The organism is Paenibacillus sp. NPDC057886, from assembly GCF_042796655.1.
Classification (GTDB): domain Bacteria; phylum Bacillota; class Bacilli; order Paenibacillales; family Paenibacillaceae; genus Paenibacillus.
Genome location: NZ_JBHVMZ010000004.1, coordinates 298,540 through 311,646, shown reverse-complemented (window position 1 = coordinate 311,646; position 13,107 = coordinate 298,540). Strand labels below are relative to the sequence as shown.

The window sequence follows — 13,107 nt, the reverse complement described above, 5'->3', positions numbered from 1 at the left end:
GTTCGGTGTCCGAACATATTATTTTAATACTTGCATGATGTTGGAAGTGACACCAGTGGACCGAGAGATTACATATCCCTTTGTTGCTTCAATGCTTGCAAGTCATGAATGATAATCCGGCTGCGATCGACTTCAAGCAGATGCTCTTTGGTGAGCTGGTTCAACAGTCGATTCGCGGTTTCCCTTGTTGTTCCGATGGAATTGGCGAACTCCTGGTGTGTCATGGGCAGGTTGATGATGATCTGGTCTCCATCGGTCTGACCGTGCTGCTCGGCGAGCATCAAGAGGAAAGAAAGCACGCGGTTGCGTACATCCTGACCTGAGAGCACCTGCAATTTATCCTGTAATTCCCGTATTTTATCACCAAGCACACGCATGATTTTGATCGCAATGGAGGGTGTGCTCAGCATTAATCGTTCAAACTGTCTTACGGGTATGGCCAGTAGTTCGGTAGGCGTTATTGCTTCGGCAGTAGCCGGATATGGATGCGCGTTAAAAAAGCCGGTGTGTGGGAACATATCTCCTGTTTTGAGGAAAGAGACAATCTGTTCATGTCCGTTCTCATCGGTTTTGTAAGCTTTGACGATGCCGGTACGAATGAAAAAGACAGCTTCTTTTTCGCTACCTTCGCTGAAAATGATCGTTTTCTTGTGGATGCTTCTGGAAATGGCGATATCTTCGACCTGCTTTAATTCCTCCGGGCTAAGGTCCTGAAAGATGGGGAACTGTTGCAAAAAATCTGCTGCTGAATCTTTATTTTCCCTGTTCATGCGAATCCGTCCTCTCTGTGTCATACATCGCTTCTGTATTTAGGCTTCATTATAATTCTTTGTAGGAGGTTCAATGTGAATTGAAAACCAATACCCATACCATTGTTATTCCTCATGAACATGGCGGCTGGGCCATGGTTAGTGTACCTTTTCTGGTCGGTGTAGTTGCGAGTGGGCCGCAGTGGTTACATGTGCCCTTGTTCATAGCCTGGCTTGGACTATATCTGACCGCCTATCCCTTGTTACAGTCACTGAAAAGAAATGCCAATCGACAGCGTCTGTACAGATGGGCTGCGATCTACGGTACAGTGGCTCTAATCTGCCTTATTCCACCGATTCTTGGTCAGTCCTCGCTGTTATTCTTCGGCCCTGTGCTGGGCGGACTGTTACTTGTGAACATCTGGCATGTTAGGCACAAAGTAGAACGTTCGCTTACCAATGACTTGTGCGCGATGCTGATGTTCTCGCTTGGGGGAGCCGCTGCTTATCTTATTGGGCGCGGGCACTGGGACTACAGAATGGCAATGGTCGTTTTATTTTCCTTCTTACATTTTACAGGAAGTACGTTCTTTGTGAAATCCGTCTTTCGAGAGCGAACCAACAAGCGCTGGCTGATGCTGACTCGCCTGGTACATATACTTCTCATGATCATACCGGCGGTTATAGGGTATCCGTGGATGTCTTTGGCGTACATCTACTCCGCTGCCCGTGTGTTCATATATTCAGGCAGAACACTGCGCCCGATGAAGGTAGGGATTATAGAAATTATCGGCGCGGTGCAGTTTCTGCTCTGGTCCATTCTGCTGTAATTCGCATCATTTCATCATAGCGTGATTTTTTAGTACAACAGGTGATATAGATCACAATGTCACAGGAGATTGTTTTTGTTGTGTCAGCCGGGGTTAATGGAATGATAGAACATCATTGAACAAGAGAGGGGTCGGCCCAGATGTGGACTGCATGCATGTGGGGCGGCATCTCTGCCTCAGCGGTTGTCATTGGCGCACTGGCAGCACTGTTCCTTAAGATACCCGAACGAGTCATTGGCTGGATCATGGCTTTTGGGACAGGTACACTGATTGGTGCAGCTACGTTTGAACTCCTTGGAGATGCGCTGAATGATGGAGGGATTGTACCTACGGCTATTGGTTTTACGGCTGGTGCCGTTGTGTATACCCTGTTTGATCTGCTCATTTCGGCAAAGGGAGGGGCAGGGCGCAAACGTTCAGGTAAGAAAGAAGACTGGAATCAAAGCGGGCTCGGGATCTTCGCTGGTACGGTCATGGATGCTATTCCGGAATCCATTATGCTTGGCGCAAGCTTGCTGGCTGGTAATGGTGTTAGCGTGGTGCTGGTCGTATCCATCTTTGTCAGCAACATACCTGAAGGATTGTCCAGTACGTTTGGACTTCAGGGCAGCAAGTACAGCAAAGGGAAAATCCTGTTCATGTGGCTGAGTGTGCTGCTGATATCTGCGCTTGCGGCTCTGGGTGGCTATCTGTTTCTGGAGCTGCTTCCTGAAGAGATGGGGGCAGCGATTGGTGCGTTTGCAGGCGGTGGAATCATTGCCATGATCTGCTCGACCATGATGCCTGAAGCTTTTGAAGAGGGTGGGCCTGTTGTGGGATTGATTGCCTCCATGGGATTGCTCGTTTCCCTTTTGCTGGACTTGTAAACAAGCGAGTTGAATCACACAAAAAAAAGAGTATCTGCTCAGATTGATTCTGATGCATGGATACTCTTTTTGTTCGTTTATGTGTAAACAGGGGATTAATGATTGCCGGAACAGCTTCCTCCGCAACCACAGGCTTCCTTACCCAGTTCATTAGCCTCGGGCAGGCGATTCAACTCCACGGATTTTGTGAAATAGTGGCTGATCTGCTGATGCAGCTGGCTGAACTCCCGCTGTGCATAGATGAATCGGCGAATAAGGGGATGATCGTAGAGAGCACGTTCTTCTTCTTCATATATCTGGATTTCAGATGCCAGCAATTCGATATTCTGCCGTTCCTTCTCTTCGAGTGCCTGATGTTTCTCCATAAAACGCTCATACTGGGCGGTAGCCTCTTCATCTGCGGCAAACTGGTCAATCATGTCCCGCATTTCCTTGTAGCCTTCATCCTGTAACAGCAGTGAGCATAACTCCTGCATTTTATGCATGATAATCTGTTTGTCCAATTTAACAACCGTATTCATATATGCAACCTCCTGAGATTCTTTTCTTAACTCTATACTGTAACTGAAAGGTGTACTGTGACGATACTCACAAGTCATGTTAAATCTTTAACATAAAGGAGCATCGGCCATTGCGCTTTAGCACGCAATGATTTCTTTAAGCTCTTGCAATTGAAGAATGAGAAAACAGTTTCCTGTAACCTGAATCAGTCCCTGTGTCTGCATCATGGCGAGTTTACGACTAAGCGTTTCGGGTGTGATGCCGAGTAGCAGTGCCATATCTTTTTTGGAAACAGGTAAACGTATCTCATGCCCTGCATGATTTCGGGTGTGGAAATACAATAGCAGCTTGGCTATCTTCTGCTCTGTTGTCATTGCACTGAGCGAGCTGTTCCACGCATCGGTCTCACGGAGCAGATCGGAAATGGCGAGCAGGAAATGATAAGCAAGCTTCGGATCATGTTCAAGTAACTGGTCAAAGTCATGTTTGCTAATTGAGCAGATGGCAGAGGACTCCAGAACCTCAGCGTTCGCGGCTTGTGGTTTTTGGTGTAACAACGAATCTTGTCCGAAGAAATCTCCCGGAAACAGGAAACGGGTGATATGCTCCTTGCCGTTCTCGTTATATTTGGATAACTTCACACATCCCTGATGAACGACATAGAGCATATCGGAACGTTCCCCTTCCTGAACGACATAGTCTCCTTTGTGATATTGACGGGTATGTAGAAGGGAAGTCAGTAATTCAGATTCGGCCTGATCAAGATGCTGAAACAGAGATACTTTGGAGAAACAGGCATCATTCGCTTCATGCGTGCAGATCATCTTTCAATCACCTCGAATGGTTCAGGATAGGATGGATGCACTCAGTGGGACATCGCTGGCCCACCATGATCTGTACCATCCTTGGTCACACGTAGAACAGCTGAAGCTCCTTTGGCTACATGGTTAAATTGGTGCGTCACAATGGGATAATCGCCTTCCTCGGTTACTGTGAACTCCACGACGGCTCCGCCACTTGCAGGAAGCATGACGGTTTGTATTCCGTACTGCATGTTGCGTGGATTACCGTCGGTATACACACGATCCATGATCGTACCCACGATGTGGAAGGAGGAAACTTCATTGGGCCCAGCATTGCTGACATAGATCCGCACCGTATCTCCAACTTTAGCCAGAAGAGGATGCTGGGTTAGACCGTAATCATTGCCGTTAAAGACGACATAATCTGGCTCCCCATTCAAAAAGGCATCGTAGTCATGCTCTTTATACCACTCACTCTGAACCAGAGTATACTCGCGATCAACGAGATGATCGGAAGGGTATCCCGCCTTGGGCTCAACAATGATCATGCCATACATACCGTTGGCGATATGTGCAAGAACCGGTTTGGTTCCACAGTGATACATGAACACGCCTGGGGAGGAGGTTGAGTAGGTAAAGGTACCCTCTTCGCCAGGCATGACATCAATGAATTTGCTGCTGGGTGCAGCATGTACAGCGTGAAAATCCATGGAATGGTTCATTTTGGCGTCTTTATTTTTCAACGTGAAAACCAGGGTGTCCCCTTCGGTTACGCGGAGAACAGGTCCAGGGACTGTACCATTGAACGTCCAGGCGTTATAGATGACGCCTTTGGAGATTTCAATATCTGTCACCTGTGAGGTCATCTCAATAAATACGGTCGTTCCTTCTCTGCGGATAATCGGATCAACTGGCGGCTGACTGATCGACTCTGTGGAGACTTCACTGTGCTGAACAGGCTTGATCGATTCGGAAGAACTGCAATGAGAAAGTACGGCGGTGAATATGGTGAGCACTAAAGACAGTTTGGATAAATTCAACCAGAAGGACATGAGAACACAACCTTATTGAAGTGATATATTTCACAATAAAAGAGATGGATACGTTTCTTTTAGATATAGGATACGACATGAAGACGAAAGCAGGTGTGATGAGAAACACACTTGCTTCGCTTGAAGAATTGCAACATTTTGCATCCTAGATGCTTGCGTTTCTTGTGCTAAGCAACGGAGTTTCATATAATTTTAGGTAGAGCAACTGGGAAATGTTGAGTGTTCGGTTCGAGGCGTATAACGATGGATGAAAGCTGGTTGGAGTGCAAGTACCTGAGATATCGTAAATTTGCAGACGAAAGGCGGGATTAATAATGAAACGTTTCGAAGACGAAGGAGCTTACAAATACAGCTTCTACGCTGTTCTTCGGAGGGGAGAGCAAGTCGATGTCAAATGTGAATGTTGTGGCGGCCATGCTTATATTGTAAAGCAAGATGATCACCTGGTATGGAAATGTTCGCAATGTTACGCTTATGGAATTCAAGTGACGGAATATCAGTACAATGCCAAGAGCAATTGCATCCGATGTGAACGCTGGTTCAACGTTGAAGTGACGGATGAGAAAAAAACACAGCATAAATCATCGCATATCGAATGTCCACACTGCGGAAGTGTTAATCAAGTCGAATTACATAAAAAGCCAGCATATAGAGGGTGTTATCCTGATATTCGAGACGGACGAGATCCGATCTTCCATATGGAATTATACTTTCTGGACGATGTGAGAGGAAAAGTGGTGTGGGCCGTCAATCGGGTGCATTTAAACTATCTGATTTCGTATATTTCAGCTGATTTGCGCGTGAAGCCTGGAAATATGCCTTTGAAGACGGCTTCACATTCCATCCCTGCTTACATAAAGAACGGCAAGAACAGGGAGCTGGTTGTCCGCACATTAGCCAAACTTCAGCATAAGACAGGATGAGCCGCTCAAACAATGGAGGCAGCGAAGCTGTTCGTGATCCTTATATCACCATGACGCCGATGTTCCATGATAAGTTGGACATCGATGTGAAAGTGGACGTCGATGAAGAACATAAAGGCGTAATCATTCGAATGAATAAAGTGGAGGCGAGATCATGAATTTGTTTGGTGTACATAAAGGACCTACATATTTGGAAGGTTTGGTTCGGGAGATTTCCGGTGTGAAGACTCATGAAGTCGAATGGAAAGGCAAGTTGCAAACGAGCGATGGTCATGACAAGTTCCATATCTTTTATTATGGTGACTTAACCGAAGATGATCTGATAACCTGGCATGATTCGACACCGCTCATCGTATATGCGGAGCACACCGTAACAGGAGAACGTTACTTACTCATCGATTCAGCCAAGCACGGTTATGATGCCATGTTGTGTGAGACATATCCGGAGGAAGACTTGAATAACAGGCCGCTACGCCCCTACTTGGACGTCGAAGGAGAAGACATATTTGAAGTACAGTTATCTGCCTTTTACAACGTACCGTGGGATGAAGAGTTCGGGGAAGATGTGGATGAAGACGGAACCTACGAATTAATTACAGGAGAGAGCGTGGATTTTGAGCAGGTGAAACGTGACGGCTATGATGCATTTGCCATTAGCATTGTAAACCGTAAGGGTGTAATAACCGATATTGTGCAGGAAGGACTGGCTTAGCCTTAGCCTGGTTGAATTGCTGATTGATTGAATGAACTGTCATGAATTGAACGAAAGATCGTAGGGAGATGTCGTGAATGTATATTGTAACTCGTGTGTTGAAGCCAGTACCGGCTAAGGAACTGGATCATTTTGAAGAACAGCATTCCATCTCGTTACCTGCGTCATATCGCCAATGGCTGGAACAATACGGGGAAGGGACGTACACAGGCTGGATGAATGTGCAGCGGCCGGATCAGGAGGTATTGAAACCTTTTGCTGAATATGACTTTTGGATGCACACGGAGCATACACCGGTTACTCAGGATCAGCTTCAGGAGTGCATCAGTATCGGAAGTTCGGTGGATGGTGATTTCCTAGCGATTCATCCAGATGTGAGGGGACTGTTATGGCTCCCGCGTCATGATGAGCATATTATCTTGTGGACGTGCTCAGAAGCTGACTTCGGAGAGACACTGGACCGGATCTATTGCGGATATTACCATCAGGATAAACCGCTGACCCCGGCGCATTTCGAACCGTGGAACGAGCTGCGGAACCACACGTTTTATCATTTAGTTAACGTTGAGCGTGAAGGTTCCATGAAAGAACTGGCCGATTTGTGTAAGAGCAGATTCAAATGGGATGCAGTGATGGAAAATGAGTACACATGTAAGCTTTTTATGCTCTCCATGGGCGGGTATTTACGTTTTAATTATGCGAACGGCAGAGAAATTGCACTTTTCTATGAAGAAATGGATGGGTCAGAAGGGGCGATGGATCACGAGATTAATCTATTTTTATTGGCGCATCACTGTGCAGCTCTGAATAGAGGCGGAGGAGGGGAATAACCATTGTGTTGGATAAACGAAGAAATTGCGGAAATATGGCGTAACGAAGGCAAACGATATGCAAGGAATGTTAATGCATTTGTGCGCAGAGGTATGGCAGGAGAGCAGCTGGATGAATCGGAACTCGCGGAGGATGCCAGAGCTCAGATCAGCACTGAAGTGTGGAATATAGTGAAGCAAGCCAATCTTCAAGGAGATTTGGAACGACTCCGGCTTGAACTTCCTGCTGCAACATGGCCATTGAATGAACATTTTCAATCTTCTATGCAGGCCGTGCGAGTGGTTGGTTATCTGAACGAGGAAACGATTGTTTTCACAATCGGCGCCTTCACGGAGAATGGCTGTGTGTATACGGCTGATCGACATGGATGGTTGCCTTTCTACCAGTATACCTTCGCAGGTTGTTCACCGGATGGTGTAGACTATGCGCTTGCTGGACCGGAAGGTATTCGTGTCATCAGACAACCTGATCGCCATCTGGGAGGACAAGAGCTCGCAGTGTATCGCTGGGAAGATATCCAATCCAGTATTCAGAAGGCTTTGCCGCGCATTGAATCCCTTGCTGACTGTGAACATCCTGAACGCACACTGGAAGGACTCATTCCATTCAATGATGGAAAATCCGTTCTTATTTTCTCCAATTACGGAATTTACCTGGTAGAGCAAGGCGAAGTATCCCTGCTGCACCCGGATCTTGCAGAGATCGAAGAATACGAGTTGGAAGATACACAGATTGATATGGGTCATGCAGCAGTCTCACGTGACGGTCGCTGGATTGCTTATGGCAGCCAGGTGAGCAACCATATGGTCCTGGACCGTGAACGGAGTAAGACGTATTCGCTTTATCCCGAATCCAGCTATCCTCATCACGCGGTATTCACCGCTGACAGCTTGAAGGTATGGTTAAATGCATGTCACTTTTATAACGGTGCTACAATACAAGTTGAGCTGGAAACGATCGATGGTAATGAGATTAAGGAAGATTGGCCTGTAATGGATGAGAATGCCCGTGTTTACGCTGCAGTGGAAATTGATGCAGGCATGGTGCTTGGGGACGCATACGGATATTTATATTGTGTGAATGGTGACGGGCAGGAAGTGTGGAGACATTTTGTAGGCAGCACCATCTATTCCTTGGTGGTCTCCCCTGATCAATCGAAGCTTGCAGTGGGTACGTTCGGAAGCATGCTGCATATTCTGGATCTGCATTCCGATAAGATGGATGAGTATGGGATAGGTACAGGTACCCTCCGCGAAATCGAACGCTACGTGTTATGGCGGGGAGAGGAACCTGTCCGCTGGTAATGTCTGACGGATGGAAGGACAAATTTATACCAATGGGTTGCAGGAATATGTGCGGGGAACGGGCAGAGAAGAGTGAAGAAGGAGGTGATGCTTCGTGGCACTTGAGACTAACGCAAGATGGAACGACTTGTTCGACACGCTGAACGAACTCCTGAATGAAAAAGTGCAGGATGAAGAAATTCGGCAGTTATATGAGGAATACCAGCATCGGAAAGGAGCATCCGAGGAAACCCTGATCGTATTGGAGGAGGAGTTCGGTGTCCGATTGCCGAAAGACTTTCGTGCTTTTTACAAGCGCAGGGACGGCAGTGGTTATGCATTTCACGTCTTGTATCCCGGTGATGCCGAGAGAGAGGAATGTACCCCGTTCTATCTGATGTCACTGGAGGAAATACGGGAAACTAAACAATACTTTTGTGATGTAGACGAGAAACTGGATGAGTACTACTCTGCGGAAGAGATTAGCAAGCTGGACCCGGAGATCAAGCCGTACTTATTCCATAAAGAATGGATTCCTTTCGCCACGATGGCCGGGGGTTCCCTGTATTTGATGCTTGATTTTGATCCAGCAGAGAAGGGAACCTACGGACAGATTATTATGTATGTGCATGATCCGGATTTTGTTTATTATTTGACAGATACATTTACGGAATTGCTGGAAGTGTCTAACCGGAATCTAAAGATAATGGATGAGATTGAGTATTGATAAGGGAGTATGTTCCATAGTTAAAACACAGAAGCTGCCGGAAGCAGCTCCTGTGAGTGATTATTTTTACCGTTGAAAGAAACGATGGCCGTGGAAACCTCCGCCAGGTCCACCAGGCCCCCCGGGTCCTCCACCATGTGGCCCACCCGGATAGCCACCTCCAGGGAATGGACCGTGCGGACCACCCGGGTAACCGCCATGCCATCCCGGTCCACCGATATGCCCGATAGGAATGGGGAGCGGGAACGGTACGATGGGGGGATAGGGATAAGGATAAGGATAAGGATAAGGATAAGGATAAGGGTAGGGGTATGGATAGGGCGGTGGTGGATAATAAGGGTAAGGGTAACCCGCAGTTGGCGGGATAGGAACTGAACCAGGTCCGTAAGCCATGATGCATGCCTCCAGTGTTTGATTGATGATATCAGCCTATGCTGCGATGCAATGGGGTGACACAGAGGGTCAATAGAACGTGGTACGGGTGAAGGGGGATATGATTTGGTAGCTGTATCGTTTCATACTGATCCAAGAGGCGCTGCCTATGAACAGTTAATTGACGAGTTGATCGAGAAAACAGATCGTTTTTTGCTTGTTGACAGAGGAAGATACGATGACGACGAACCACCAGGGGTTTCAAAAGTATTGCGAAGACTTCAGCCTTACCTTATTGAAAGCTGTACGATGGAAGAAATGATGATGCAAAGTGGTGCCATGTATTCAGAGGGGATTTATTACATATATCGCTGCACACCGGAATCAGGGCAGATCCTTAAGGAAGAAGCAAATCGTTTTCATGACTGGTTGTATCCATCATTGCCCGATGATCTTTGTTTTTTGAAAGAGGATGGAAGTGATTATTTCTTTAGTGTTGCTCATGAGAACATATATGGTATGCGGATTACACAAGAAGAAGCAAGTGAGCTGATGGAGCGGATCACGGGGTTATTCTTTGATTTGCATCGGCATCGGGATGTCCAATGTCTGCTGGATGATGCGATCAAGCATCAGACCGACATCCTGAATATCAGTTCACATGGTCTGACCGAGATTCCTGAAAGGATTAGGGAATTGAAGCATTTGATGCAGTTGACGATATTTGAGCAGGGTCTGTACACGCTTCCTCCAGCTCTTTTTGAACTAACTTCATTGGAGAGATTGGAGATCATGACATTGGACCTGGAGTGTATTCCTGGAGATATCGGGAAACTGAAAGAACTTCGAGAGCTGAGAATATATTGTGGTACTCCGTTTGCTTCTGTGCCTGGATGGAGGCCCAAGCTGCAAGCGGAGCTGGGATTGAAGTGTATTCCGCCCGAGATCGGTGAACTGAGCAATCTAAAATATTTGGAGATTGTTTATTCCGGTATACGAGAATTTCCTCCCGAACTGGAGAAACTTAAAAACCTCAGGGCATTGCTGGTTACGAATTCATTAATAGAGGGGACACCAGATATCGTTACACGAATGAACTGGTTGGAGTATGTGGACTTGATGAATATTCCGTTCGGTACCAGTTGGCAAGAGGTTTGGGACATGAAAAAAGACCAATAACGAACAAACCCTGATCAGGCTGTCTGCTTCAGGGTTGTTTTAGGTAAACGAGCCTTTAGCATAAATGGGCTCACGCATAGAAGCCCAGAGCATAAGCTGGCGTATAGGTTATCACCTAAACCGAGAGCGAAGGGCAGGCGTTTTATTTTGGCAACTTCCTATATGGACTATACCTTACCAACCACCCAATTTACATTTGACCTTAATCAGAATCCTTTCTTCAAAAAGGATGAACAAAACTATATTAACTTCCTATCCATTAAGCAATTAAATACGTTGGGAAATAATTCCCTGCTGGATATTTTTCTGAGTACCGGCAATGTAGTTGAACCTCATATTCACCAGAATGCATCCGAACTGGTTTATTGCATCAGAGGTTCAGCCGTTGTTTCCCTCATTAACCCGTTTACCAATGAGTTGTTAAACTTTACGATTACTCCGGGCCAAGTAGCCAATGTTCCACAAGGCTGGTGGCACTATGAAATGGCAACGGTAGATCAGACCCATCTACTGGCTATCTTTGATGCTCCGATTCCTGAAGCCATATTCGGCTCGGATATTTTACGTCTGACACCTGCGAATGTTCTGGCTCATACGTATTGTCTGGATGAGAACAAGGTGAAGGAAACGCTCGCTCCAATTCAAAAAACGGTGATCGTTGGGCCACCAGCAGACTGTGTGACTCAAGTTTCCCCGACCACAAATATGCCGCATCCAAATAGCGAGCCTAACGCACAGCCGTATGTAAATCGCCTTCCATATTGGGGAACATGGGTTGATCCCCGTATTATTCACGAACCAGGCTGTCCATATTATACAGAACCTTCTGTGAGCACGAGTTATCAAGGGTAAGTCACAAAGATAGGCATATTATAAGTAGGGTCAATCCCAGTACATTGTCACGAGCGAAAGTGTAGCAACTATAGAAAAAGAAGTGTTCGTAGGAACTCTTCTTTTTCTTGTCCATTTGTGTTCTTTATGATGTATAATTTCTTCCCAAACCAAGTTCTGTCAATAACTGACGATAAGCAATAGAGGTACGGTCTGCGGGAATGTGCGCTTCTGCATGCAGATCCAGCGGCAAATCCTCTGGCTTTTGTGATTCCACCATTTCACGATCTTCTTCAAATACTTGTAAGTTAAACTTGATTGTATCTTCAATCGGAGCATCCTTGTCAAAGTTACGGGTAATCGGACAGAACAATCTGGTAAAACGTGCAGAGATGGGAGAGGCACAGTTCAGAATGTTCAGCTTGTCGTTCTCCGGGAAGTGAACCGTAAGGGATGCAGCAAATGGTGGGAAAACGCGGAATTCACGCAGCCATTGAAAACCTTCGGGTGCCATATTATCCTGACCCTTGCCATAGTTGCTGACGGAACTCCAGTATTCGGCAAGCAATTCATTGCCTTCACGTTTTACTTTGTATTGGGGCACTTCGGTGTTGTTCCGGTCGCCGAACGTCTCGGTATGCACGTAGGCAAAATGGGATACATCCAGAAATCCTTCCATTTGACGTCCTGCCGAACCAGCGATATCAAAGTTTGGGGGCAGGATATTGATATAATCCGGATCATCCCATCCCGGGAATGAAGGAATATGCTCATCTGTTCCGGCGAGTGAAGTCCAGATCAGACCATAACGTTCGACTGCTGGATACACAATAAGTTTCAGTTTGGGAGAGATTTTGGAGCTGGGGTGTGCAGGTACGGCGGTACATTTACCCTCACAGTTGTAACGGAAACCATGATAAGGGCAGACGATTTCTCCATTTTCTACCCATCCTTTACTAAGTGGGGCCCCGCGGTGAAAACATAGATCCTTGGCGACCACAACTTTGTCGTTGCTGCGATACAGGACCAATCGGACATCAAGCAATTGAGCTGCCAGCGGTTTATCCGTCACTTCGCTTGCTTGGGCAATCGGATACCAATATTGAGATAAGGTATGCCAGTCTTCAGCGGAGAACGTGCAGCCGCGAGGCAGTTCGGATGTAAGTTGAGGGTTTAAATTGGAAGTTATCATGGAAGTCACTCCTTGCTAGGATAATGAATCATTCGTTTTTTAATGTTAGAAAAGTTTACTTTGTAGCCGTATGTTACTACTCTTTTGTTTAGTGTATCAATATGTTTAATCGTTTTTTGTTTAAAATGACAAACAAAACAACAGACACCTAACATAAATACGGAATTATCTGTTTATACATAACGCTTTATGTGAAATATAAAAATGTCGGTCAAGCTTCAATCAGGCTACTCTTTTTGGCATTGCAACCTTTTTC

16 protein-coding genes are annotated in these 13,107 nt (G+C 46.2%); 10 read left to right on the top strand and 6 right to left on the bottom strand.

Translation table 11 applies throughout. The annotated features are described in order from the left end of the window. Positions 1 to 68: 68 nt before the first annotated feature. A complete protein-coding gene (locus ACFVQB_RS15650) occupies positions 69 to 770 on the bottom strand; it encodes a Crp/Fnr family transcriptional regulator (protein WP_379440751.1) in 702 nt (233 codons plus the stop codon). 80 nt (positions 771 to 850) lie between these two features. Between ACFVQB_RS15650 and ACFVQB_RS15645 the strand changes: the two genes are divergently transcribed. Beyond that, positions 851 to 1,579 carry a YwiC-like family protein gene (locus ACFVQB_RS15645; RefSeq protein ID WP_379440749.1) on the top strand — a complete coding sequence of 243 codons (729 nt, stop codon included), beginning with the start codon at positions 851 to 853 and terminating at the stop codon, positions 1,577 to 1,579. A gap of 140 nt (positions 1,580 to 1,719) precedes the next feature. Beyond that, positions 1,720 to 2,445, top strand: a complete 726-nt coding sequence (locus ACFVQB_RS15640; RefSeq protein ID WP_379440746.1) for a ZIP family metal transporter — start codon at positions 1,720 to 1,722, stop codon at positions 2,443 to 2,445. Between the two features lie 95 nt (positions 2,446 to 2,540). Here ACFVQB_RS15640 and ACFVQB_RS15635 read toward each other — a convergent pair whose 3' ends face one another. From ACFVQB_RS15635 to ACFVQB_RS15625, 3 genes are all read right to left on the bottom strand, one after another. Continuing rightward, positions 2,541 to 2,966, bottom strand: coding sequence for a YlbF/YmcA family competence regulator (locus ACFVQB_RS15635; protein WP_379440744.1), 426 nt, complete (start codon positions 2,964 to 2,966; stop codon positions 2,541 to 2,543). 117 nt (positions 2,967 to 3,083) lie between these two features. Then, the gene (locus tag ACFVQB_RS15630) at positions 3,084 to 3,770 is read right to left on the bottom strand and encodes a Crp/Fnr family transcriptional regulator (RefSeq protein WP_379440741.1); all 687 of its coding nucleotides are present in this window, start codon (positions 3,768 to 3,770) and stop codon (positions 3,084 to 3,086) included. 41 nt (positions 3,771 to 3,811) lie between these two features. Beyond that, positions 3,812 to 4,801, bottom strand: coding sequence for a multicopper oxidase domain-containing protein (locus ACFVQB_RS15625; RefSeq protein ID WP_379440738.1), 990 nt, complete (start codon positions 4,799 to 4,801; stop codon positions 3,812 to 3,814). A 314-nt stretch (positions 4,802 to 5,115) separates the two neighbouring features. Here ACFVQB_RS15625 and ACFVQB_RS15620 point away from each other — a divergent pair, with 314 nt between their 5' ends. The 6 genes from ACFVQB_RS15620 to ACFVQB_RS15595 all read left to right on the top strand — a co-directional run bounded on the left by ACFVQB_RS15620 (position 5,116) and on the right by ACFVQB_RS15595 (position 9,277). Continuing rightward, positions 5,116 to 5,724: a hypothetical protein gene (locus ACFVQB_RS15620; protein ID WP_379440735.1), complete on the top strand. Its 609-nt coding sequence runs from the start codon at positions 5,116 to 5,118 to the stop codon at positions 5,722 to 5,724. After that, positions 5,721 to 5,882 carry a hypothetical protein gene (locus ACFVQB_RS15615; protein ID WP_379440732.1) on the top strand — a complete coding sequence of 54 codons (162 nt, stop codon included), beginning with the start codon at positions 5,721 to 5,723 and terminating at the stop codon, positions 5,880 to 5,882. The genes ACFVQB_RS15620 and ACFVQB_RS15615 overlap by 4 nt, the downstream gene beginning before the upstream one ends. Next, complete coding sequence (locus tag ACFVQB_RS15610; protein WP_379440729.1) at positions 5,879 to 6,436, top strand: hypothetical protein; 558 nt, start codon at positions 5,879 to 5,881, stop codon at positions 6,434 to 6,436. Before ACFVQB_RS15615 ends, ACFVQB_RS15610 begins: the two co-directional genes overlap by 4 nt. A 77-nt stretch (positions 6,437 to 6,513) precedes the next feature. Continuing rightward, on the top strand, positions 6,514 to 7,266 hold the full coding sequence (locus tag ACFVQB_RS15605; RefSeq protein WP_379440726.1) for an SMI1/KNR4 family protein: 753 nt from the start codon (positions 6,514 to 6,516) through the stop codon (positions 7,264 to 7,266). A 3-nt stretch (positions 7,267 to 7,269) separates the two neighbouring features. After that, positions 7,270 to 8,571, top strand: a complete 1,302-nt coding sequence (locus ACFVQB_RS15600; protein ID WP_379440723.1) for a hypothetical protein — start codon at positions 7,270 to 7,272, stop codon at positions 8,569 to 8,571. Positions 8,572 to 8,665: 94 nt separating this feature from the next. Further along, positions 8,666 to 9,277, top strand: coding sequence for an SMI1/KNR4 family protein (locus ACFVQB_RS15595; RefSeq protein WP_379440721.1), 612 nt, complete (start codon positions 8,666 to 8,668; stop codon positions 9,275 to 9,277). Positions 9,278 to 9,343: 66 nt separating this feature from the next. On the opposite strand, the gene ACFVQB_RS15590 is transcribed toward ACFVQB_RS15595, so the two are convergent. Beyond that, positions 9,344 to 9,670 carry a hypothetical protein gene (locus ACFVQB_RS15590; RefSeq protein WP_379440718.1) on the bottom strand — a complete coding sequence of 109 codons (327 nt, stop codon included), beginning with the start codon at positions 9,668 to 9,670 and terminating at the stop codon, positions 9,344 to 9,346. A gap of 105 nt (positions 9,671 to 9,775) precedes the next feature. Here ACFVQB_RS15590 and ACFVQB_RS15585 point away from each other — a divergent pair, with 105 nt between their 5' ends. Beyond that, entirely contained in the window at positions 9,776 to 10,828 is a 1,053-nt protein-coding gene (locus ACFVQB_RS15585) for a leucine-rich repeat domain-containing protein (protein WP_379440715.1), read from the top strand. Between the two features lie 147 nt (positions 10,829 to 10,975). Continuing rightward, complete coding sequence (locus ACFVQB_RS15580) at positions 10,976 to 11,680, top strand: cupin domain-containing protein (RefSeq protein WP_379440712.1); 705 nt, start codon at positions 10,976 to 10,978, stop codon at positions 11,678 to 11,680. A 124-nt stretch (positions 11,681 to 11,804) separates the two neighbouring features. Here the strand turns inward: ACFVQB_RS15580 and ACFVQB_RS15575 are convergent, their stop codons facing one another. Beyond that, a complete protein-coding gene (locus tag ACFVQB_RS15575; RefSeq protein ID WP_379440709.1) occupies positions 11,805 to 12,851 on the bottom strand; it encodes a Rieske 2Fe-2S domain-containing protein in 1,047 nt (348 codons plus the stop codon). Positions 12,852 to 13,107: the final 256 nt, after the last annotated feature.